18 protein-coding genes are annotated in these 25,221 nt (G+C 33.8%); 9 read left to right on the top strand and 9 right to left on the bottom strand.

Translation table 11 applies throughout. The features are described from left to right. Nucleotides 1-2: 2 nt before the first annotated feature. Nucleotides 3-1,334 carry a PTS sugar transporter subunit IIC gene (locus tag QM512_RS01040; protein WP_282805710.1) on the bottom strand — a complete coding sequence of 444 codons (1,332 nt, stop codon included), beginning with the start codon at nucleotides 1,332-1,334 and terminating at the stop codon, nucleotides 3-5. Nucleotides 1,335-1,478: 144 nt separating this feature from the next. Between QM512_RS01040 and QM512_RS01035 the strand changes: the two genes are divergently transcribed. Then, nucleotides 1,479-2,687, top strand: coding sequence for a neutral/alkaline non-lysosomal ceramidase N-terminal domain-containing protein (locus QM512_RS01035; RefSeq protein ID WP_282805709.1), 1,209 nt, complete (start codon nucleotides 1,479-1,481; stop codon nucleotides 2,685-2,687). Nucleotides 2,688-2,853: 166 nt separating this feature from the next. Here the strand turns inward: QM512_RS01035 and QM512_RS01030 are convergent, their stop codons facing one another. After that, nucleotides 2,854-4,227: an APC family permease gene (locus tag QM512_RS01030; RefSeq protein ID WP_282805708.1), complete on the bottom strand. Its 1,374-nt coding sequence runs from the start codon at nucleotides 4,225-4,227 to the stop codon at nucleotides 2,854-2,856. Between the two features lie 378 nt (nucleotides 4,228-4,605). Here QM512_RS01030 and QM512_RS01025 point away from each other — a divergent pair, with 378 nt between their 5' ends. The 8 genes from QM512_RS01025 (at nucleotide 4,606) to QM512_RS00990 (ending at nucleotide 17,650) form a co-directional block, all read left to right on the top strand. Continuing rightward, on the top strand, nucleotides 4,606-6,222 hold the full coding sequence (locus QM512_RS01025; RefSeq protein WP_282805707.1) for a bifunctional aspartate transaminase/aspartate 4-decarboxylase: 1,617 nt from the start codon (nucleotides 4,606-4,608) through the stop codon (nucleotides 6,220-6,222). Nucleotides 6,223-6,239: 17 nt separating this feature from the next. After that, nucleotides 6,240-7,904: an aspartate-alanine antiporter gene (gene aspT / locus QM512_RS01020; RefSeq protein WP_282805706.1), complete on the top strand. Its 1,665-nt coding sequence runs from the start codon at nucleotides 6,240-6,242 to the stop codon at nucleotides 7,902-7,904. A gap of 812 nt (nucleotides 7,905-8,716) precedes the next feature. Next, a complete protein-coding gene (locus QM512_RS01015; RefSeq protein ID WP_282805705.1) occupies nucleotides 8,717-10,363 on the top strand; it encodes an APC family permease in 1,647 nt (548 codons plus the stop codon). Between the two features lie 33 nt (nucleotides 10,364-10,396). Further along, nucleotides 10,397-11,722, top strand: coding sequence for a C1 family peptidase (locus QM512_RS01010; protein WP_282805704.1), 1,326 nt, complete (start codon nucleotides 10,397-10,399; stop codon nucleotides 11,720-11,722). A gap of 30 nt (nucleotides 11,723-11,752) precedes the next feature. After that, nucleotides 11,753-13,177 (top strand): C69 family dipeptidase, encoded by a 1,425-nt coding sequence (locus QM512_RS01005; protein WP_282805703.1) that lies wholly within the window; start codon nucleotides 11,753-11,755, stop codon nucleotides 13,175-13,177. Nucleotides 13,178-13,244: 67 nt separating this feature from the next. Beyond that, complete coding sequence (locus QM512_RS01000; protein ID WP_394358294.1) at nucleotides 13,245-14,912, top strand: APC family permease; 1,668 nt, start codon at nucleotides 13,245-13,247, stop codon at nucleotides 14,910-14,912. A gap of 24 nt (nucleotides 14,913-14,936) precedes the next feature. Next, nucleotides 14,937-16,262 carry a C1 family peptidase gene (locus tag QM512_RS00995; protein ID WP_282805702.1) on the top strand — a complete coding sequence of 442 codons (1,326 nt, stop codon included), beginning with the start codon at nucleotides 14,937-14,939 and terminating at the stop codon, nucleotides 16,260-16,262. Between the two features lie 32 nt (nucleotides 16,263-16,294). Continuing rightward, a complete protein-coding gene (locus QM512_RS00990) occupies nucleotides 16,295-17,650 on the top strand; it encodes a C45 family autoproteolytic acyltransferase/hydolase (protein WP_282805701.1) in 1,356 nt (451 codons plus the stop codon). Between the two features lie 80 nt (nucleotides 17,651-17,730). On the opposite strand, the gene QM512_RS00985 is transcribed toward QM512_RS00990, so the two are convergent. The 7 genes from QM512_RS00985 to QM512_RS00955 form a co-directional block, all read right to left on the bottom strand. Beyond that, nucleotides 17,731-18,351 (bottom strand): phosphatase PAP2 family protein, encoded by a 621-nt coding sequence (locus QM512_RS00985; protein ID WP_282805700.1) that lies wholly within the window; start codon nucleotides 18,349-18,351, stop codon nucleotides 17,731-17,733. 195 nt (nucleotides 18,352-18,546) lie between these two features. Then, entirely contained in the window at nucleotides 18,547-18,918 is a 372-nt protein-coding gene (gene dhaM, locus QM512_RS00980) for a dihydroxyacetone kinase phosphoryl donor subunit DhaM (protein WP_282805699.1), read from the bottom strand. After that, nucleotides 18,915-19,499, bottom strand: a complete 585-nt coding sequence (gene dhaL, locus QM512_RS00975; protein WP_282805698.1) for a dihydroxyacetone kinase subunit DhaL — start codon at nucleotides 19,497-19,499, stop codon at nucleotides 18,915-18,917. The genes dhaM and dhaL overlap by 4 nt, the downstream gene beginning before the upstream one ends. A 12-nt stretch (nucleotides 19,500-19,511) precedes the next feature. Then, a complete protein-coding gene (gene dhaK / locus QM512_RS00970) occupies nucleotides 19,512-20,507 on the bottom strand; it encodes a dihydroxyacetone kinase subunit DhaK (protein WP_282805697.1) in 996 nt (331 codons plus the stop codon). 291 nt (nucleotides 20,508-20,798) lie between these two features. After that, nucleotides 20,799-22,313, bottom strand: coding sequence for a glycoside hydrolase family 1 protein (locus QM512_RS00965; protein WP_282805696.1), 1,515 nt, complete (start codon nucleotides 22,311-22,313; stop codon nucleotides 20,799-20,801). Beyond that, nucleotides 22,306-24,153, bottom strand: a complete 1,848-nt coding sequence (locus tag QM512_RS00960; RefSeq protein WP_282805695.1) for a beta-glucoside-specific PTS transporter subunit IIABC — start codon at nucleotides 24,151-24,153, stop codon at nucleotides 22,306-22,308. Before QM512_RS00960 ends, QM512_RS00965 begins: the two co-directional genes overlap by 8 nt. Nucleotides 24,154-24,228: 75 nt before the next feature. Continuing rightward, the gene (locus tag QM512_RS00955; protein ID WP_282805694.1) at nucleotides 24,229-25,077 is read right to left on the bottom strand and encodes a PRD domain-containing protein; all 849 of its coding nucleotides are present in this window, start codon (nucleotides 25,075-25,077) and stop codon (nucleotides 24,229-24,231) included. Between the last annotated feature and the right edge of the window lie 144 nt (nucleotides 25,078-25,221).

Genomic DNA, 25,221 nt, shown 5'->3' with positions numbered 1-25,221 from the left:
AATTATTCCCTATTTTTATTTTTAGCACTTTCCTCAAGTAACTGTTTATCATACATCTTAATAAATGGTGCAATTATAGCTAGATCAATAAAGAATTCTATAAACCATACCACTCCAGCACGCCAATCTAAAGTAGAGATAATTGCATAAAGCGGAGCCGGCATAGTCCATGGTAAGCTCAAAACAGTTTTATTCATCAAGCCCAGTTTAGACGCATAGTAAGCAATTGGCAAATTAATTAATAAACATATAAAACTTGGTATAAATGTAAACAAATTCATAACAGTAGGAATACCAAAAACCTGTGGCTCATTAATATTAAATAAATTTGCTGGTAAAGAAAATCTTGAAAGTGCCCTTAATTTGGCTGACTTTGAAAAAAGTAACATACTCCACAAAATTGCACAATAAACAACTGCTTCTCCAAAAATAAAGTGAAAGTTATTGGCGAAAATATTAGTTACAGGATTACCAGCAGCATATTGTTGCATATTTTGTGCAATATTTGCAGTAATAATAGGAGTAATTACAGCACCAATCATATTATCGCCATGAATACCAAAGAACCAGAAAATCAATGCTAATTCACATAAGAATAGCATAGCTGGTAAAGATGCACCCACATGTAAAATAGGTTCAAAAATCTTAAATATTAAATCAGTCAAACCAGCATGCAACCAAGCTTTCGATGCGCTATTTAACCCCATCCAAAATATCACATTTACTACTAATGGCATCATAGCTTGAAATGGAGCGGCAACATTTGGAGGAACAGCGCTTGGTAATTTTATAGTCATTTTCTTTTTATCCATCCAATGACTAATTTGAACACTGAGTAATCCAATTATGATCGCGGCAAACATTGAATTGGTACCTAAACCAGCTAAACTTATATGCCATTGTTGTGCTTTATCCATGGTTGGTGGCGTAGCGACACACATAAACGACATTAAGGAAACTAAAGCGGTTGAGAATGGTGGCATTTTATAATGCTTTGCAAGTTCATAAGCCACGCCTAATACTACATAAACAGAAATAATCCCAATAGATAAATTATAAGGCACTAATAAAGCATTATTATTTGCTTTTGCCCAATAATACCATCCTAATAAGACTTGATAAAACCAGTTTGTAGGTTTTATCAGATCTGGACTAACTGGTGGACTAGCTAATAAAGTAGAAAAACCACCAATAATAGTAAAAGGAATAAGATTAGTTAATCCATCCCGTAAAGCAGCTAAATGCGGTTCATTTGACATTTTAGTAGTTACAGGAACTATTTTTTCCTGCATAAACTTTTGCATTTTTACTGTATATTCATTTGAACTTTTCACAATGATTGCCTCCTTGCATTAATCATTATTCTGGTTCTCTTTTCACCTGTATGATATCGCTTTCTAATATAAATATCAATATAAATTTTAATTTTGATATTTATATCATTGGTGACTATAATAAAACCTAGAAGGAGGCAAACTATGAAAGTTGGTTTTTCTATAAAAAAAATAAATCCTAATATTGGATGTCAAATGGAAGGATATGCGCCTCGTAATTCTACAGGAATTCATGACGATTTAACTGTTTCTGCTATATTTATAAATAATAGTTTTATTTTGATATCTTTAGATTTAATTGCTATTCCAGGTTTTAGAGTAGATCAAATAAAAAGAAAATTGCATGAAAAATTTGATATTAATAATAATCACATCATTATCAGTGCTATTCACACACATTCGGGTCCTACGATAACTGACCTATTAATTGATTATCCAAAAATTGATGCTGAATATTGGAGATTAATAAATAACCAAGCTATCAAAGCAGTTAGTGATGCCAAAAAAAATCAAAGTGAAAGTACAATTTCCTTAATTAATTACAAAGTTCCAGATGGAATATACGCAAATCGAAACAATCTTAAACTTCCATACAATAATAATATCTTTGAGCTTCGCTTTAGTAATAATAAAGTCATTAAGGCTAGTTTATTATTAATTGCTACACACCCTACTGTACTCAATATTACTAACACTCTAATATCCGCCGATCTAATTGCAGGAATTAGAGAACAATATAGAAAGATTCATGACATTATTCCAATGTGTATGCTTTCAGATTGTGCTGATACCAGTACTAGATTTACTCGTAAAGAAAGTAGCTTTAATGAAATTACTCGCCTTTCAAATATAATTGGTGAAGCATTACAACATCCCCTAAAAGAAAAAACATTATCGTGGGATCTATTAGCAATCAAAAGAGTAGAACAAAAATGTAACTACGATCCTATCAGTAATCCTAAAGCAATCGATCTATATCAAGAAATTCAAAAAAAGTATAATACAGCACCAAATAAAGAGGAAAAAGAAAAATTAGTAGGTCTATTAGATACTTATAAACATATTCGGTATTTTGGACATACTCATTTTTCAACATCTGCATATATCTATGAATTCAAAAATTTCAGAATTATTACTTATCCCGGTGAATTAGTTTTTGCTTTAGGAAATAAAATTAGACATATTGACGATAAACCAACGCTACTCATTACATTGGCAAATGATTATCGCGGATACTCTGTAGACAAGCAAGAATTTGGTAAATATTTTGAAAGTTATAATAGTGTATTTTTAAAAGGAATGGCAGATGAATTTGTCGATAAAATAATTGCAACTTGCGCTGTTTTGAAATAATTTCGCTACAAACAAAAAATGTCTGGAAATCCAATATAATTTCCAGACATTTTTTTCTACTTTCAAATATACTTTAAACTTATAAAAACATACAAAAAATGAAGCATACCCTATTTCAACATAAAAATTAGTTCAAATTGGAATACACTTCAAAAAACTTTATTAATTAATTTTGTTTTTTAGTAATATTTGGATGATTCTTCTGCTCTCTAACTGCAGTTGGAATGCCACCCATTTTAGCTAATCTCTTTTTACCTAAGAAGAAATAAAGTATAGCAGTTACTGCAGCAACAACAACTGAAAGTAAAATAGTTTCCCAAGTAAAGTTAAATATCAAATAGCAAGCTACTAATAAAGCCAAAATTGGAATGGTATAACCACCAGGAAGCTTAAATCCATGGTTTGGATATTGACCTGTATGCTTAAATTTAATCACTGCAAAAATTGATGGTACATACTGAACGAATGAAGCTAAGACAATACATCCAACTAAGAAGAGGTATGATTGGGTAATTAAAAGTAATGTAACAGCTGCTGTTAAAATAATACCAACCCATGGAGCATCAAATTTATTTTTCTTACCTACCCAGTTTGGTAATAATTGGTGTTCAAGAGATAAGGAAGCAATTAATGCTGGTGTATTAAATGAACAAGTAAATGCCACACCAAAAATACTCAATAAAACTCCGACAACAATCAATACATATCCCCATTCACCTACGGCAGCCTTAAAGGCATTAGCAACAGGAATCGTATACCATGACATCTTGTGTCCTAAAATTCCAATAGCAATCAAAAGCATTAATATATATAGAATACTTACACTTACCATAACTGCAACCAACGCACGTGGAATATTCTTAGCAGGATTTTCCATTTGCGAAGCAGCAATAGGAATAAAAGAAAAGCCACTAAATAAATAAAATACAACACTGAATGCCTCACCAAAATGATGAGAAAATGCACCAATGCTCTTTGTAGCTGCAACTGGAACAACGGGATGAAAGTTCATCGTATGCATAAAAAACATGCCAACAACAATAAAGATAATAATTGTTGCTAACTTTGCAACAGAGGAAGTATTATCAATCACTTTGACTAAGCCACGACCAAAGAAGTTAATTATTGAAAAAATAATAATTAATCCAATACCTGTTGCAAAATATGTCGAACTTTGATTATAAGCAGGAATAAAGCTCTTTAAAGTTGTTAAAAAAGCAACAACTTCGGCTGCATAAGTACAGCATCCCAAAAACCATGTAAATACACCTAACTCATAACCCGCAAATCTTCCGAAGGCATTATAAGAATATAACCAAGCAGCTCCTGAACCAGTAAATCGACTTGCTAAATCTGCATAACAAAGCGCAATTAATCCAACTGTCAGTGCAGCACAAAGCAAAACGACTACACTTAGCAAATTCATATCCTTATACATAGATTGCGGAAGTAAAAATGCTCCTGAACCTATAATTCCATTAATTCCCAAAAAGTAGATCGACATAAATGTTAGCTTTTTAGGAACATTTTTTTTAACCATAATCCTTACCACCTTTGAAATTATCAATTTATTAAAGTTACATACTTACTCTCATCTTCAACATAACAGTCACAACCTAAAAAAACAAATTTTTGTACTTATATAGTCAATAAAAATAACAAAAATAATTTTATAATCTATATGTTTTGCTTTTGTGAACAGTTATTTAATCATTGAGAAATAGATGATTTATATTCAAAATCATTCTAAATATAAACTGGTTTTACGCTATTTTCTCAATAGCGTAGTCCTCTTAAAACCGCAAGATCATAGCGCTAAAGACTAATATATTGCTTTTTTTTTTTTTATTATACTAAAGGCGAAAAGTCTAAAAGGGCGTTATTTATTAACGCTTAGTGTTTTTTTAAGGAGGACATTATGGAAGATTTTAGTAGCAAAGAAGAAGAAAAATTAGAAAAACTAGGAGCCTTTGAAATAAGCAGAAAAATGTTGGCTTTAGCTCAAAAAAATAAGCAAAGCAATATTTTCTTAAATGCAGGTCGAGGAAATCCAAATTGGATTCAAACTATTTCTCGGTTAGCTTTTGCGCGCCTAGTACAATTTGGAGTGTATGATTCAAAACAAACTATTGACAACGGTATAATGGCCGGCTATATGCCAACCGAAGGAATTAGAGAAAGATTATTTGCTTTTTTAGATCCAGATAAAAATGAAGAAGATAAATTCCTAATTGATGCTGTTAATTATTGCCAAGATACTTTAAATCTTAACCGTGATGACGTAGTAGCTGAGTGGGTCAACGGTGTAATTGGAAATGATTATCCAGTACCTGATAGATGTCTAAAAAACACAGAAATAATAATCAATCATTATCTTCAAGGTCTGTCATATGAAGGAGCAGACTTAGCGAATAAAACGCAGCTATTTCCAACTGAAGGTGCCACAGCAGCAATTGTATATGCATTTCATTCCTTATCAGAAAATCACTTACTAAATAAGGGTGACAAGATTGCTATTAATACTCCAATTTTTACTCCATATCTAAGAATTCCTGAACTAAATGATTATGATTTGGTTGAAGTAGATTTACATTCATATGAAAAGAATAACTGGGAAATTAATCCAAAAGAAATTGAAAAATTAGCAGATCCATCAGTAAAAGCCTTTATTGTGGTTGATCCAACAAATCCTACTTCAAAAGAATTTGATAAAAATGCTTTAAACGCAATTAAACAAGCCACTACTAAAAACCCAGATTTAATGATTATTAGTGATGAAGTATATGGCGCTTTTGTTCCCCACTTTACTAGTATTTACAGTGTTGTTCCATATAACACTATGCTCGTTTATTCATATTCTAAACTATATGGTTGTACTGGCTGGAGACTCGGCGTTATCGGTTTAAATAGTAAAAACGTATTCGATCATAATATTTCTAAATTGGATGCTGCAGATAAAGAAGAATTGAATAAACGGTACGGTAGTAACGTACTAGATCCTGCAAATATGAAATTTATTGATCGTTTAGTTGCTGATAGCAGATCAATTGGCTTGTACCACACTGCTGGTTTGTCAACACCACAACAAATTATGGAAAGTTTATTCTCATTAAGACATATGTTAACAGCTACTCCTGACGGAACAAGTGATCCATATATTGAAATTGCTAGAAAGCTAGTTAATAAGAGATATCAAGATTTACATAAAGCTATGGGTGCTCCAGAAGATAACACTGATACAAATACACATTATTATTCATTAATTGACGTCTACAGATTAGCTGAAAAAACTTATGGCAAAGAATTCAGAGATTACTTAGCAGATGACTTTCAACAAGTTGATTTCTTATTGAGATTAGCTGAGAAGAATGGTGTCGTCTTAGTCGATGGTGTTGGATTTGGTGCAAAGCCAGGTGAACTAAGAGTGTCACAAGCTAACTTACCAACTAATGACTACTCTGTAATTGGAAAACAAGTATTAGATGTATTGAAAGATTATTACAAAGAATTTGAAAGCACAAAAAATAATAAATAAAAGGTAGATGAGAAAAAATGAATGTATGGCATTCAATATGTAACTTTGTATTAACAAATCCTTCCGTAGCCATCTTCCTTACTTTAGGATTAGGTTATCTACTTGGTAGATTTCACATTAAGAGTTTTAAACTTGGTGCTACAGTTGGTGTGTTACTAGTAGGTTTAGTTATCGGACAAATGGGTAAATTCCAAATTGCACCTGTTGTTAAAAACCTCTTTTTTGATCTCTTTATCTTTACTATTGGATATGAAGTTGGTCTAGTCTTTATTGATAGCTTTAAGAAAAAAGGTATTAAATTTATTATTCAAAGCATTGTCTTTTCAGTAATTGCTTTTGGAGTAGCTTTTGGTTTATTTAAGGTATTTCATGTTAAATTTGGTGAAGCTGGCGGCATCATTGCAGGAGCTTTAACTCAATCAGCTTGTATTGGTACTGCTAATTCTGCAATCGAAGCCTTACATATTTCTTCTGCTGCAAAGCAAGCAGCAATGTCACAAGTAGCTATTGCTTATGCCCTAGCCTATGTATTTGGTACTGTCGGTGTCTTAATCTTTTTAAAGAATATTGCTCCAGCAATTCTTCATGTCAACTTAAAAGAAGCAACTAAGAAATACATTGAAACTAATCATATTAAATCTCAAACTCAAGGTGTTAAACTCTCTTCTAACATTCGTATAAGAGGCTTTGAGATCACTAAAGGTTCTAGCTTAGTTGGAAAAAGCATTCAAAACTTCGATAAAGAAAATATAGGATTAATTATTGAAAAAATTTACAGAAACAAACAACCTTTAACTAGCTCTAAAGCCGTATTAAAGCCAACCGATGTAATAATTACAGTTGGCAGTATACAAGGATTTGCATCTTTTGTTAATACATACACTGAGTTAAAAGAAATCGATGTTAATAATTACCCAATTCAATTAAAGAAAGTAACAGTGTTATTAACTAAGGAATATTCATATAATACCTTAGAAAAATTCCTTGCTAACGGTGTTTTAATTGATAGTGCACAACACGACGGTAAAGATATAAAAGATTATACAAAATTGACTACTGGCGATCATATCACACTTGTTGGTCCAGAAAATTATCTAAAAAATAATATTAAACTGATCGGATATGTAAAAGCTGCCGGTACTAAGACTGATGTAAGTTTTATGTCGATTGGGATCTTTTTAGGTATCTTATTGGGAGCAATTGTTATTACAATTCACAAAATTCCTTTAACCCTTGGTGGCGGAGGAGGTGCCCTATTTGCTGGCCTATACTTTGGATGGTTACAAGAAAAACATCCAAATATCGGAGTTATTCCTCCTTCAACAGCTTGGCTATTAAAGAGTTTAGGCTTGAACCTATTCATTGGCGTTGTAGGTCTTGAAGCTGGTAGCGGATTTGTTACTGCCCTAAAAGAAATGGGATGGCTAGTATTCGTAATCGGTGTACTTGTATCAATTTTGCCTCATTTCTTTACACTACTTATTAGTAAATTCATTTTAAAGATGAACATTGTTGATAATATCGGTTCACTTTGTGGATCCGGAACAATCACCGCTGCTTTAAATGCTGTAAATGCTGAGACTGATTCTACAGTATTTGCACTAAGTTATACTCCTACTTATGCTTTAGGTAATATTTTCTTAACCGTTATGGCTCCATTAGTTGTAGCCTTATTAGCATAAATCTCATATTAAGTAATTACTTATTACATAGCACTTATATTTATCACTATCTGTTTACCACATGATACAAATGTTTTTAGGTATGGTCATAATTGTATCAGAAAATTCCCGCTATCAACCCTTACCATAAGTAAAAGGCAATTATAGCGAATAAAGTATTTACTCTTCATAGTTAGTAACTAAAGTATCACCTTTCATAAAATTAAAGTTAACATACATACGATTACGGGAATAAAGCTATTACTTATAAGCTTCTAGTTCTTTAACAATTATGACTATTCTTAAACATTTGTATCACAAGATAGTCCGTATTTAAAATTTTTGAACTTTCAAAGTAAGCGATTAATGGTTAAATATACTCCTGAAAATAAGTAATAACTAATTACAATAAATAAAAACATATTTCGAGTTTTATTCGAAATATGTTTTTTAGTATAAGTTACAATTTCTTATAAAAATAAATATGTGTTACATGTACTAACTATTTAATTGATTCTTTAATATTCTAACAACTATAGAGTAAATTCTCATTAAATAACATAAGAAGTCTTTTTATTTGCTTTTTTAGTACCTACCCTCTATCTTAAGAGACGAATAGATTAATTATTATTTTGACTTGCAAGTTGTTATATATAACTATCTATTTTAATATTTCAACTTTCTATTTTGATGAGAGCTCGTGGATATCGCTAGTTTTAGCGTTTTTTAAATCTATTAATTATAACATAAGTTATATTTTATATAGATTTTCACAAGCTAAGCATCTTTTTAGTTAGCTTCTTTTGCCTTTCTAGTAAGGAGTTGGTATTTTCATGGAAGACGAAAAAACCAAAACAAAAAAGACCTATATATCCGTCCTTGCCTTGACAATGATGAACGTATCAATGGTTGCTGGTCTTGCTAATGATGTTCAACAATCATTCTACGGACTTGCATCAGTAACGTACTTCGCAATCGGAGCTATTTGTTTCTTCATCCCAACTGCTTTAGTTGCGGCTGAACTTGCTTCTGGTTGGAGTAACCGCGGAGGAATCTTCCGCTGGGTTGGTGAAGGTTTAGGTAAAGGCTGGGGACTAACCTGTTTACTTATTCTATGGTTCCAGACAATGCTGAACTTTGGAATGGGAATGCCTAGTTTTACTGCAACGATTATGTTCTATACACCGAACTATGATGCCGCTGTAAAATTTGCTCAAAATCCACAACATGAACTATTGATCATGACAGGCTGGATCATTTTATATTGGCTTTTAACCTATTTAGCAACCAGAGGTGTTAAAACATTCTCTAATCTTGCTAAATACGGAGTTATCATCGGAAGTTTAATTCCTTTAGCAGTGATGGTTATTTTAGCTATTGTTTGGGTAGCTCAAGGACATACTCCTGCTATTCCAATGACACCAAAGGGATTAATTCCTAAGTGGAATGGAATGAGCACCTTAGCTTTAGCCGCTGGGGTATTCTTCTCATACACCGGTATTGATATGAATGCAGCCCACATCAAGCAACTAAAGCATCCTGAAAAAGACTTTACTAAGGCAATGTTCATTTCTATTGTTCTTGCCTTCTTAATCTTCGTAGTCGGTACTGTCATTATCGCAATGATTATTCCTGAAAAACAAATTAACGTTTTATACACTCTCTACTCTGTATTCAGAATTTTAGGATCGACTATCGGAATGCCATGGTTATACATGGTCCTTGTTTGGGCATTACTATGTAATACCATTGCTATGGTTGTTACGAATATGGCTGGACCTTCATTTATGTTAGGTCAAGCTGGTGGTAGTGGATTTTTACCAAACTGGTTCCAAGAAAAGAATAAGCACAAGATGCCAGCACACTTAATGTATACGCAAATCGCAGGCATGACGATTATTGCTTACTTAGTAAAATTAATTCCAAATGTTGAAGGATTCGTTATTTTGCTAACTCAGACAATTACCGTTTTATACATGATTTATTACATTCTCATGTTTACTGCATTCTTACGTCTACGTTATGACCAACCTAACCGTCCTCGTTCATTTAAAGTTCCAGGTGGTATGGTTGGAGCATGGATTGTTGCAGGAGTTGGCTTAATTTCAAGTGCTTTCGCAATTGTTTTAGCCATTTATCCACCTGCACAAGTTAAATCAGAGGTTGGTTCTCCAACGGTTTATATTTCAGTCATTTTAATTTTAGTTGCAGTTATTCTTGCAATCTGCTTTGGCTTATATCAACTTTCAAAGCATCACGATTGGGTTGACCCAAATAATGAATTTGCTCCATTTACTTGGGAAATTGAAGGTCTTAAGAAACCTGGCAAGGTATTGTCAAACGTACCTACTACAGTTATGTCAAAAGATCAAAACCCAATGGGAATGCCGATTAAGCGTCCATATAAGCCAGATGAACAAGTTTCTGATCATGTAGTTAAAGCTGATGAAAACAACGATATTTCTACTGATGAAAACTAAATAAATTATCGATTTTAAAGAAAAGAGATTATTATGGTACAAATTGATAATGAAGATTTAAAACAAGTTAGATCAGAATTTTTAGATACTCCAAAGTATCGTAACACTCAAAATGCCGTAATGAAGAACGGCATCAAGAAGTCAATTACAAATCAAAGTGAAATCAATTCACACCCATTTGTATTCTCAATTGATGTTGATTCAAATAAACTTTTAAACCAAAAACAATCTGGTCGTTGCTGGGACTTCTCAGGTTTAAACTTCATTCGTTACCACATTGAAAAAGAACACCACATTAAGGACATGGAATTATCACCTAGCTACGTTTACTTCTACGACAAGCTAGAAAAAGGTAACTACTTCTACCAAAACATTATTAACACCGCTGATCGTCCATTGTCCGATCGTCTAGTTAACTGGTTACTTACCACTCCACAACAAGATGGTGGTGACTGGCAATTATTAGTAGACTTAATCGAAAAATACGGTATTGTTCCAATGGAAGCCATGCCAGAAGATGCAGTTAGTGCTAACTCAACTGAATTAAACCGTATGTACGATAGAAAGTTACAAAAAGATGCTTTGAAATTACGTGATTTAGCTAACAGCGACGCATCTGATGAAAAGATGAAGAGTGTTCTACGTCGCTTAAATGCAGAAAATTACCGTATCTTAGCCATTTCTTTAGGTACTCCTCCAGAGAAATTTACTTATGAATACCGTGATGAAAACAATGAATATCACACCACTGGTCAAATTACTCCATTAGAATTCTTCAAGAAGTTCGTAAACATTAACTTTGATGACTACGTTGAATTAATGAACTTACCTGGTGAAAACTATCCATACAACACCCCATTTGGCGTTGAAATTTCTGGCAACATGGTTGGTGGTCAACCAAGCCGCTACTTCAACGTTTCAATGAAGGATATGGAAAAGACTGCCATTGAACAATTGAAGGATGATGAACCTGTATGGTTTGGTTGTGACGTTCTTCAAGAATGGGCACCAGATGCTGGTCTTTTAACTGAAAAAGTCTTTGACTGGGATCGTTCATTTGGCATTAAGTTAGGCACTGACAAGACTAAGAGATTTGAATATCGTGAAAGTTTACCAACACACGCAATGCTTATTTCAGGTGTTGACATGCGTGATAATAAGCCAATCAGATGGAAGATTCAAAACTCTTGGGGCACTAAGCCAGGTCACAAAGGTTACTTTATTATGGGTAACGACTGGATGGAACAATACACTTACGAAACTGTAGTCAACAAGAAGTACTTGACCGATGAACAACTTGCTGCATACGAAAAAGAACCTGTAATGCTTCCATACTGGAACGCAATGAACCCAATTTAAAGAATAATTCTTTAGAAAGGACGATTATATATGGCATGTACCACTGTTATAGTTGGTAAAAAAGCCAATATTGCTGGTTCTACAATAATTGCACGTGATTGTGATGCAGAAGCTTGTAACGTACCAGTAAAGTTTGTAGTTGTTCCTGCCAAATCAGAAAAACAAACTTTTCACTCATATGTAACTGGTTTAGATATTCCTTTGCCTGAAAATGCACTTCGTTATCAAATGGCACCCTTTGTAGACTATAAGATTCACGGTCAATTCGGTGAATGCGGAATTAATAGTGAAAATGTAGCTATGAGTTCAACTGAGAGCCTTTATGGTAACCCTCAAGTTTTAGGACTTGATCCACTAGTAAGTAATGGGATTGGTGAAGATGCTTTATTAAGTATTGTCTTACCTTTCATCCACTCTGCTCGTGATGGTGTGCAATATCTTGGTAAATTAATTGAAAAATATGGTTCACATGAAGGCAATGGGATTGCTTTTAGTGATAAAGATGAAGTTTGGTATATGGAAATTCCAACCGGTCACTATTGGGTAGCCGAAAAGCTTGATGATGACAAAGCTGCTGTAATTGCTAACCAAGTTTCTCTTCAAAACATTGATTTTGACGATAGTAGTCGTTTCATGTGGGCACCTGGTATTCGTGAATTTGTAAAAGATAATCACCTTAATCCAGATCCAAATGAATTTAATTTCCGGCATATTTTTGGCACTTCCAATGCACGTGATCGCTGCTATAACACACCACGTGTTTGGTTTGGACAACGTTATTTAGGTCATATTGCTTTCTCACCTACCAGCAATAATTTAGACTTTAGTTTTAAACCAGACCGTAAATTAAAACGTGAAGACGTTGGCTATGTTCTTAGTTCTCACTATAATGAAACTATTTATGATCCATTAGCCGATGATACGCCAAAAAACGACAGAACTAAATTCCGCCCAATTTCAATGGCAAGATGTGCAGAATCACATATTCTTGAAATTAGAAATAACGTTCCAGCCGGAATTGCTGGAATTGCTTGGTTTAACTTTGCTCCAACTGCTTTTAATCCATATATTCCATTTTATGCTAATGCAAACGGTACTGCTCCTCAATATGAAAACACTACTGATGCATATAATTCTGATCAAGCTTATTGGCTTTCAAGAACAGTTGCTGCCTTGATTCAACCAAGTTATAACGAAATGAAATCTCTATTAAATGGCTTAGATGGTTTCTTGCCTACTGCCGATCAACTTACAAATCATTTAGTTCATCAAACTGATATTGAAGCTGAAAAGTTAAGTGGACAAAAGTTAACCCAGTACTTAACTAAAGCTAATGCTGCTAATGCACAAAAGGTTCTTGACCTTACCCATAAAGCTGTTGGTAATTTAGTAAAACATGAGTTAACTTTATCTCGTTTAAGTTTTTCAATTAATACTGATCGACTACAAAATTAATAAAAAAGCTAGGTGAATTCACCTAGCTTTTTCTGTAATGTTGATATTATTTTAGGAGATGAAAATAATGATGGATGATGCAAAGGATAAAGAAAAAAAGTCTATCAAAAAGATTTATATTTCTGTTCTTGCACTGACATTAATGAACGTTACCATTATCGCTGGGATCGGTAATGATGTTCAGCAAGCCTTCTATGGTTTGTCTTCTGTAACTTACTTTGCCATTGGTGCTATCTGCTTCTTCATTCCTACTGCTTTAGTAGCTGCTGAATTAGCATCAGGTTGGAGCAACCGTGGTGGTATCTTTCGATGGGTTGGTGAAGGTCTTGGTAAAGGCTGGGCACTAACTTGTTTATTAATTCTATGGTTTCAAACGATGATTAACTTCGGTATGGGGATGCCTAGTTATGCTGCTACGATTATGTTCTATACTCCAATGTATGACAAGGCCGTACAATTTGCACAACACCCTCAACACGAAATTTTAATTATGACGGGCTTCATTATTTTATATTGGATCTTAACATTTATTGCAACCAAAGGTGTTAAAGCCTTTTCTAATGTCGCAAAATATGGTGTTTTGATTGGTACCTTTATTCCCTTAGCCTTAATGATTATTTTAACCATTGTTTGGTTATGTGAAGGTCACCAACCTGCCATTCCAATGACACCAAAGGGATTAATTCCTAAGTGGAATGGGATGTCTACTTTAGCCTTAGCTGCCGGAGTATTCTTCTCATACACTGGTATTGATATGAACGCTGCCCACATTAAGCAATTAAAGCACCCAGAAAAAGACTTCACTAAGGCTATGTTTATTTCTATGATCTTAGTGTTCTTAATCTTCGTTGTTGGTACTGTAATTATTGCGATGATCGTTCCAGAAAACCAAATCAACGTTATTTATACGCTAAACACTGTCTTTAGAACATTAGGTGCTACTATCGGAATTCCATGGTTATACATGGTACTTGTTTGGGCTAGTTTATGTAATGTTTTAGCTAGTGTTATTACTAATATGGCTGGTCCTTCATTTATGCTTGGTCAAGCTGGAGGTTCTGGCTTCTTACCACATTGGTTCCAAGAAAAGAATAAACACGAAATGCCTGCTCACTTGATGTACACACAAATTGCCGGCATGACAATCATTGCCTACTTGGTTAAGTTACTTCCAAATGTTGAAGGCTTCGTTATTATGTTGACTCAGACTATTACTGTTTTGTATTTGTTCTACTACATCTTAATGTTTACTACCTTCTTGAAATTACGTTACGACCAACCTAACCGTCCAAGAGCATTTAAAGTTCCAGGCGGAAAATTCGGTGCATGGTTTGTTGCAGGCCTAGGCTTACTTTCTAGTGTATTCGGGATTATTTTAGCAATCTATCCACCAGCACAAGTCAAGGCTGAAGTTGGATCTCCAATAATTTATATATCAGTTATTCTGATTTTAGTAGCACTAATTTTAGGAATCTGCTTTGTTATGTATCAACTTTCAAAGCACCACAACTGGGTTGATCCAACTAACAAATTTGCTCCATTTACTTGGGAAATCGAAGGTTTAAATAAACCTGGTAAAGTTTCTTCTAACGTTCCAACTGATATTATGTCTAAAGATCAAAACCCAATGGGGATGCCTATCAAGCGTCACTACAGCCCGGATGCTCAAGTTTCAACCAAAGTTGTTAAGGCTGCTGAAGATAATAAGCTTACCCCACCAGACGCAAACAATTAGTTTTATTAGAAAAGAGATTGTATTATGTCTGAACTTAATCCTACTGATTTAAAATCTATTAGATCAGACTTTCTTGATGATCAAAGATTTCGCATTACCCAAAATGCAGTAATGAAAAATGGTATTAAAAAAGCGATCACCAATGAGCGTGCAATTGAAAATAGTAGTTTTAACTTTTCAGTTGATGTTGACTCAAATGAAGTTATGAATCAAAAGCATTCTGGTCGCTGCTGGATGTTTAGTGGTTTAAATTTTATTCGTTTCTTAATTGAAAAGAAACATAATTTGAAAGACATGGAGCTTTCACCTGACTACCTATTCTTCTACGATAAGTTAGAGCGTGGTAACTACTTTTATAACAATATTGTAAAAACTGCTGCTAAGCCTCTATCCGATCGTGAAGTTACGTTCTTGTTATCTACTCCACAAGAAGATGGTGGTGACTGGTCATTATTGACTAACCTAATTGAAAAATATGGTTTAGTTCCACATGAATTAATGCCTGAAACAACACCAGCATGGAACACAACTGAAATAAATCAAATGTATAACAGAAAACTAGATAAAGATGCAATGAAATTACGTGATCTAGTTAATAACAACGCTTCTGATACAAAAATTAAGAGTGTAATTCATCAATTAAATCAAGAAAACTATCGCATCTTGAGTATTTGTTTTGGTACTCCTCCAGAAAAGTTTACTTACGAATATCGCGATAAGAACAAGAATTATCACACCACTGGTGAAATTACACCTTTAGAATTTTACAAGAAGTTTGCTGATGTTAATTTAGACGATTATGTCGAACTCATGAACTTACCTGGTGGTGGCTATAAATACAACCAAACTTATGGTATTGAACTATGTAATAACGTTGTTGGCGGTAAAGACATTCGCTACTTAAATGTTCCAATGGCTGATATGAGACACATGGCAATTGAACAACTAAAAGACGGTGAACCAGTTTGGTTTGCTTGTGACGTTTTACAAGAATGGAATAATCCTGCTGGCCTACTTTCCCTAGGCGTTTATAATTGGAAACGTTCATTTGGCATTAGCCTAGGTAAAGACAAGGCTACTAGAGTTCAATACCGTGAAAGTATGCCAACACATGCCATGTTAATTTGTGGTGTTGATTTACATGATAATGAACCTACTAAGTGGAAAGTTCAAAATTCATGGGGCGACAAGCCTGGTCACAAGGGTTACTTTATTATGGATAATTCTTGGATGGACCAATATACTTATAACACTGTAATAAACAAGAAGTACTTATCTGCTACCCAATTAGAAGCCTACGAAAAAGCAGAGATTAACCTTCCATATTGGACTGCAATGTTATCTGATTAGTTTTTAATCTATTGAAAACGAAGGTGAATGCTATGACATTAACAGATACACAAAATAAAATCGTTGCAAAAGCTAGTAAAAAAGATATTAATGGTTGGCACTACTTATCAGTTCAAGGTGATCCATACGAAATCGGCTTTCAACATGGCTATCTTTTAACTGATGAGTTTAGGGATGCAATTCGCGTCTATACGCATATGACACTTGAACTGTATGGAATGGATTATTCATTCTTTGTAGAACAGGCTGTTAAAATGCATAAAGATAAAATTCCTGAAGAATATATGGAAGAGATGCAAGGAATGGCCGATGGTTTCACTGCTAACGGCTTTGAAACTAGTGTTGATGACATTATTGGTTGGAATGACTGGATGGAATTAACTGGCTATTGGTGGCCACAAGTTGCAGCCGATTATTCTAATAATCCACCTCAAGGCCCACGTGGATCCCACTGCTCCGGTTTTGTCGCAACTGGTTCTGCAACTCGGGATGGAAAACCGGTAATTGCTCACGAAAGTTTTGATGACTTTTGGAGCGGTCAATACTTTAACGTTTGTGAAGAAGTACATCCAACTAATGGTCATGCATTCAAGATGCAAACTGTTCCTGGTTATATCGATTCAATGACTGACTTCTATGTTACTGATGCCGGTTTAGGAATTACTGAGACAACTATTGCTGGCTTTGTTGGCTATGATGTAAAAGGTATCCCAGAATTTATTCGTGCTCGCAAGGCTACCCAGTATGCTAATAATATTGATCAATGGGTAAAATTAGTTAATGAAGGTAATAATGGTGGCTATGCAAATATTTGGCTCCTTTGCAATATAAATACTGGTGAAATTGCTCGCTATGAACAAGGATTAAAACATCAAGAATTATTAGAGTCAACCGATGGCTTCTATTATGGCTGCAATGCTTGTCACAATCCACGTATTCGTAATCTAGAATGTGTTGATAATGGATATAACGATACTCGTCAGCAAACCGGTGCTCGTAGAGCACGCTTTGAAGAGTTACTACCAGAAGTATCCGGCACTATTGACGATGGAGTTGCCAAGCGAATCTTAGCTGATAAGTATGATCCATATCTAGGTTATCAATGTGCTTCTTCACGTAATATTTGTGCTCACTATGACGTTGATCCACAATACTACGCTGACGATCCACATGGCGTTTGGAATATTCCATTCTTCCCAGGTGGCTCATGTGATGGTAAATGTGCCGATGCTACAGATATTAAGAACTTAAATATGTGGGGCATCTTTGGTAGAGCTGATGGCGAACCATTTGACGCAAAAGACTTTATGAAACAACACCCAGAATGGAACTGGCAAAAGGGTTATTTATATGACAGACCAAGTCAACCTTGGACCTTATTCGATTAATAATTTTTATAAATAACATAACCAAAACTACTCACGCAAATAGGGTTAAGCATTAAGCTTAACCCTATTTTGTTAATTATTTATTTGTTTACCATTTGCTTAATTTTTTCAAAAACGAATTGCATAATAGCAACCCAAGTTAAGGCAATTGCAACAGAACCACAAACATCTGATGGATAGTGAGCATATACATATACTCTTGAAATCATTACAATGACTAACCAAACAATTAAAAGAAAATCAATCCAAAAACGTTTAGTTCTATCTTTCAAGACAACTGGCAAAAGAACCATAATAATCCAAATTACAATCATTCCCATCCCTAAGGTATGACCACTTGGAAAACTAAAACCATCGTCAACTGCCAAGTGCTGGACTGGACGTGCTCTTTGAATTAAGTGTTTAATTACCCAACCTACTGCATCCCCAGTAATCATTGTTAAAACCAAATTAGTTGCAAGAGGACGTTGTTTTCTAAACCATAGAATTACAGCAATTAAAACCATCCAAACTAAATCAACCTTAGTATCAGCTAAAAATGTAATCTTTAGCATTAGACCTTTTAAATTAGGCACAATATGAACTAATCCTTCAAAGAAATTATCGAAGGCATTAATCCAACCTAAATGCAAAATAATTGAAATAGCAAGGATTAAACTGATTGGTAATCCCCAATATATTGCTTTTGCGTACTTTTTCATTTTTACTCCTATTTCCATTAATGTTTTTTATTATTTTACCACTTAATTGACCATATATGATTTTTACATACGTTTTCATATCATATATGAATTTTTATTATTTTATAACCAATAAAACAGCTTCTCAGTTAATACAACAAAAAATAGGCATACTCACAATTAATGAATACGCCTAATTCTTTATTTATAATCAATTTAATCTTTAATAGTTAATGGCTTAAGTTGCGCTTCAATCTCATCTAAACCCACTCCTGCTTGAATTAAAGAAGCAGCTGTATAAGCTCCTTCAATTAAAGCTGTGTCATATAAATGAATTTTTTTATCACTCATTTCCATCGCCATTTCAAGATTCATTTTTGCACTTCCTAAGTCATAAAAAGCTAAAATCTCATCAGCTTGATTATCCTCAAAAGCTTGCATGATCTTTTCCATACTGGTGCCAATATCACCATCATTCATACCACCTGCGGTAGTAATAGAAACATCCTTTGCAACTTGATTTAGTAATTTTGGTAATCCCGTTGCAATTTCTGGAACGTGAGAAACTATTGTAATTCCTAAACTCATAGTAAGTCCTCCGTTTCAAGAAGAGCTTCAAATAGATATCCACTTGACTCAGAGCCTGGATCAATATGTCCCTTTGAACGCTCGCCTAAATAACTAGCACGTCCCTTTTTAGCAACCATATCTTTTGTTGCTTCAACAGCTTTATGAATTTTGTCTTCTGATAAGTTACCCGCTTTAACTTCTGGAACTGATTCACTCCAAACATCAACCATGGTCTTATCACCTGGCTTTGCTCCACCACGTTTTTGAATTCCAGCTAAGGCTGCTTCAAGTAACTCACCAAGATCATCTGTTGAACTACTCTTTTTTGCCATCTCAAGAAAAGCTGTTCCATAAAGTGGACCCGATGCACCTCCAACAGTAGAAATTAATACCATCGCAATTGTTTTGAATGCTGCAGGAACATCAGCTGGCTTAGTTGCCAACTTATCTTTTACTGCTTTCATTCCGCGGCTCATGTTAAAGCCATGATCTCCATCTCCGATTGGGGTATCAAGATCACTCAAATATTGTTTATTGTTTTCAATCTTATCAGCAAAATCATTCATCCAACTTGTTAATGTATCAACCGTTAATGTCATTTTTATTCCCTTCTACCATGCAATTGTTTCAACTGGAAAGTTCAAATAATCAAGCCATTTATCTTCTTTAATCTCAAATAAGGTCAAAGAAATACCAGCCATATCAAGTGATGTCATATAGTTTCCAACTTTCATAAAGCTTGGCTTAATATTGAAATCTTCTAACTTATTTAAAACATCATTTGCAAAAATATATTGCTCCATTAATGGAGTTGCACCCATGCCATTAATCAAACATGCATACCTCTTGTTACCGTCGAGATGCATCTCTTCATTTAACTTTCCGACCAATTCTTCAACTAATTCTTTAGACGGCTTAATTTTCTCACGGCGATAACCTGGTTCACTGTGAATGCCGACACCATACTCGATTTCATCTTCTTTTAAAACAAAACCTGGTTTACCAACTTCGGGATTGGTCGCTGCAGAAAGTGCCACAGCAATTGTCTTAATGTTTGGCAAGACTTTCTTAGCTAGATCTTTAATTTCATCTAAACTAGCGCCTTGTTGCGCAGCTGCTCCAAGAATCTTATGCATAAACAAGGTACCAGCAACTCCACGTCTACCTTGTGTGTATAAACTATTTTCTACTGCAATATCATCATCAACAACGATTGACTTTACTTTAATGTCATCCATCTCGGCTAAGTCTTTAGCCATATCAAAGTTCATTACGTCACCTGAATAGTTTTTAACTACCATAAAGACGCCATGACCTTGATCAACTGCTTTAATAGCAGCGTAAATTTGGTCAGGAGTTGGTGAAGTAAACACCTGACCACAAATAGCAGCACTCAACATACCTTTACCAATATAACCAGCATGAGTTGGTTCATGTCCAGAACCACCACCGCTAATAATACCAACTTTTCCTTTCATTGATTCTTTATCAGAACGAACAACGGCTTCGGTGTCAGGAATTTTTTCAATAAATTGTGGATAAGACCTTGTCATTCCTGATACCATTTCTGGTACAACATTGTGTGGATCATTAATAATTTTCTTCATGTTTTTATCTCTTTTCTTTTTTGAAAATGCTTTCACAGCTTATTATAACTTAATCCACCTTCTAAGTTTAATTTATTACTTAAAATAAAAAGCAGCCACAAGGTCTGCTAGGATATTCCATTTTTTTAGCAAAAATTGTATAATTATAAAAGAAAAGGAGCTAGTGAGTGTCGGTCACTAACTCCAATCGTAACTTAAGATGACTTTTGAGTTTAGCTAATCCTTGTGATTAGCTTTTTTTATTATTGCGTAAACAATAGCTACGCGAATATATATAGATATTTTATAGAATTAATCTAAATCTTTTCCATTTGAAGCTATGACATTCTTATACCAATAAAATGAATCTTTAGGATATCGTTTCAAACTACCATATCCTAGATTATCCATATCAACATAAACTAAACCATATCTTTTATCCATTTCACCGGTACCGGCTGAAACTAAATCAATACATCCCCAAGGCGTGTAGCCAATAACAGGAATCCGATCTATCAAAACAGCTTTCTTGATTTCCTTAATGTGGTCTCGCATAAAACTTATACGATCTTTATCATGAACTATATGATTTTCTTCTAAAGTTTCTCTTTCACCAATACCATTCTCTACTATAAATAATGGTTTTTGATATCTATCAAAAAGCTCATTAAGAACAAAACGTAATCCTTCGGGATCAATCGGCCAACCCCAACTAGTTTTATCCAAATAGGGATTAGACGCACCTTGTTGTCCACCAGTTGTCGTTAATTGCTTTTGATTAGAACGATATATAGTGGAACGGTAATATGAAAATGCCAGAAAATCTGCGGTATTATCTGCTAAAATTTTTTTATCGCTCTTATCCTGCTTTAACTGAAAATGATATTCATCAAATATACTTTGGGCATAGTTAGGATAACTTCCTCGCATTAAGACATCCGAAAACATTAGTGCTTTACGTCTAAATTGATATGCTCCCATTACATCATCAGGTTTACATGTTGCAGGATAGATCCCAGATAAAGCCAACATAACACCGATTTTAAAATTAGGATTTATTTTTTTCCCAATACCTTTAGCTTTGGATACTGCTACCATTAAATTATGCAATGCTTGAAGTTTTATTCCTGCATCTGCAGTAGGAATCTCACCTTGATTTGCGTTTGCACTAATCTTCTTTTCAGCTGAAAAAGTGCCTAAAGTCCAATATCCACCTAAAACATTAATTTCATTAACTGTTATCCAATATTTAACTTTATTTTTCCATCTGTGAAAACATGTTTCCGCATATTTATCATAAAAATCAATTAGTTTTCTATTTTTCCATCCACCATACTTCTGTGCTAAATGTACAGGCATGTCAAAATGAAGGAGGGTAACTAATGGCTCGATATTATATTTATTTAATTCGTCAATTACACGATCGTAAAATTTCAACCCTTTTTCATTTGGCGTATTTTCATCTCCATTTGGAAATATTCTAGTCCATGAAATTGAAAATCTAAAAGTTTTAAATCCCATTCTTGCCATCAATTTAATATCTTCTTTATAGTGATGATAGAAATCGGTAGCTTTATGACTTGGATAATAACAATCATCTTTAAAAACTGGTGTAGCACCTTGAGGAAGTCCTTCCCCCTCTACAATATAACCATTACTACCATCCTCTTTGTTATAGTATATTCTACGAGGATGTGTATAATCACCATTAGTTAAGAAGTCTCCTACACTCAAGCCCCGACCATCTTCATCATATCCGCCTTCATATTGATTAGCAGCAGTAGCTCCACCCCATAAGAAATTTTGGGGAAATTCTTTTTTATCCATTTTGAACCTCCATAACTGGTGCTCCAACAGATACGATTCCAGTAGGATGAACTCTAAATTCTTTATAATTACCGCTATTTGTTACTATCGTCATGACTATCGGATCATATCCTTCTTTTTTAATTTTATTAATATCTATTTTTTCAATTAATTGTCCCTGTTTCACATGATCTCCAACTTTAACCAAAGGCTTAAAACCTTTTCCTTTAAGTTCAATTGTATCAATACCAATATGGACTAAAACCTCCATTCCATTATCACCAATAATACCAATTGCATGTTTGGTATCCTCAGGTAATACTGAAATCTTTCCTTCAATAGGAGCAACAATATTTCCATCATCAGGGACTACTGCGATTCCCTTTCCCATTACTTCAGAAGCAAAAGTATCATCTTCTACCTGCTTAATTGATTTCAAATTACCGACAACAGGTGATACAACTTTTAAGTTGTCATCTGAATTAATAGGCGCTTTTTCATTAATACCACCGAAAAGAAAAGAAAGAATAAAAGATAAAGAAAAACTAATAATTACTGCTACTACCGCCCAGATAAAATTCATTACATTATCTTTATCTACGAATGCAGTTAAAAATGGTAATCCAGGAACTCCCATAGCAAAACACTTTACTCCAAACCAACCAATTAGAGCACCAGCAATTCCTGCGGAAAACATACTAAAATAAAATGGCTTTTTATATTTCAAATTAACGCCATACATAGCTGGTTCAGTAATTCCCATCAATGCAGAAAATCCTGATGACCAAGCTAATTGTTTTATCTTTGTATCTTTACTACGTAAAGCAACTCCAAAGGCTGCTCCTGATTGTGCCAAATTTGTTACCTCATTAATTGGAATGATCATATTGTCGTATCCCATAGTCGCAATGCTATTCATTGCAACAGGCGCTAAGGCATGGTGCATTCCAGTTAAAATCATTAAAGAATAAGTTGCGCCAAAGATAAATCCAGCTAGTGGTCCTACAGTCTTAAACATTTGATTTAATACATTCGCCACTATTGTACCAGCATATTGTCCTAAAGGCCCTAATACAACTAATTCAATTGGTACTGTAATAAGAAATGCAATCATCGGTGTAAACATGAAGTCCAGTACTGATGGCATCCATTTTTTAATCCATTTATATACATACTTGAATAACCAGACGCTTAATATAATAGGAATAACTGAGTTATTATACTTCACCCATGGTACTGGAAAAATATTTAAAAAATTAATAGGAGTAACTGCAGCTTTTGTCCCCACCGCATTAGCAGCATTTATTATTGTTGGATAAAGTAAAACACCTGCTAACGCTAATGCTAGATACTCATTAACTTTAAAGAATTTTGCTGCTGATACAGCTAACAAAAATGGTAAGAAATAAAATACGCAGTCAGAAAGAACATTAAGTACAATATAAGTACCATTCGTAGTATTAATCCACTTTAAAGCTACAGCTAATGTGAGAAATCCTTTAATTAATCCTGTTCCTGCCAATGCAGGTAAAATGGGTGTAAAAATACTAGTCAAACAGCTTATCATTTTTTGCCAAATGCCTTTTTTATCAGCATTATTTTCACTAGTATTTTTATTTTGAACAAGACCTTGGATAGCTTCAAATACATCGTTTACTTTACTACCTACAATTATTTGAAATTGATTACCAGACCATTGAGTTCCAATTACTTCAGGTATTTCTTTAATATCCTGCTCTTTTATTTTATTTTTATCTTTTACAGTAAATCGTAGTCGCGTTACACAATGCCATGAACTATTAATATTATCTTTACCGCCAAGATCTTCAATTATATTTTCTGCTAACTTCTTATATTTCATAATTGCCTCCTAGAAAATACCCAACAAAATTCATGTGCTTGCTAGGTTATGCCTGATCTACAATCAGTAACAGTCCTACTTTCTAGTTAATCGCCAAATATGAATAGTTAAGTATAGTATTTCTTCTTCATCAATCTTCCAAGATTTATCTCGATTAAGTAATTCTGCAACTTTTGTCGCAGTACTATAACATTCAGGAAAATTTTTAACTATTACGTGGATTAATTCAGTACTTATCTTTTCTTCATTCGTCTTTTTATTACTCATTTCTCTAGTAAAAAAATATCTAATATGAGTTATAAACCTAGAATAGTTGATCGAATTTTTATCGATTGAAACTTGCATAGAGTAAGAAATGACACGAGTAATCTTTTCAATTAATTCAGTCATTTCTAATGTTTCATCAAGATAAGAATCATTAGTTGCTGCATTAACATAATGCAATGTTAAATAATTTGCTTCTATTTCTGGCAATGTAACATGTAATTTTTCACGAATAATTCGTAATGTATATATAGCAGCTTCATATTCTTTTGGATATATATTCTTCAATTGAAAATCTACATGTTCAATCTTCTTATACTGAGGATCTTTTTGCTTTTGAATAACAAAATTAACATGATCAGCTAAAGCTAAATAGTTATAATTGCTTAATTTAAATCCTAAAAATTTTTCAATTTTAGAAGAAATATTTGTAATAACTAATAACACCTGTGGATTTATTTTTGATAAAACCTGCGATATAGCTTGTTGGGAGCCAATTTCTTTTTCTTCTGCTCTAAATCTTTTTTCTATTCTTTCATTTCCTATTGCATCTCCTTTTTTAAAACCAAATCCCAGACCCTTACCGACTAATACCCATTCTTTTCCATCCTTATCCAGAGCCAGAGCCATATTGTTATTAACTTTCTTTTTATATTTCATATTCATCTCTCCGTTCAAAGGAATAAAAAAACCTATTACAATACACCTGTATGTTTAGGTATTGTAATAGGTTATGCCTGATCGAATCAGTAACAGTCCTTTAATACTATATTCATAGTAAAACTAATTGTAAGCGGTGTCAAT

This window comes from Lactobacillus isalae (assembly GCF_947539375.1).
Lineage (GTDB): Bacteria > Bacillota > Bacilli > Lactobacillales > Lactobacillaceae > Lactobacillus > Lactobacillus isalae.
Note: the sequence above shows the minus strand (reverse complement) of the source record. Positions and strands in the feature narration are given on the sequence as shown.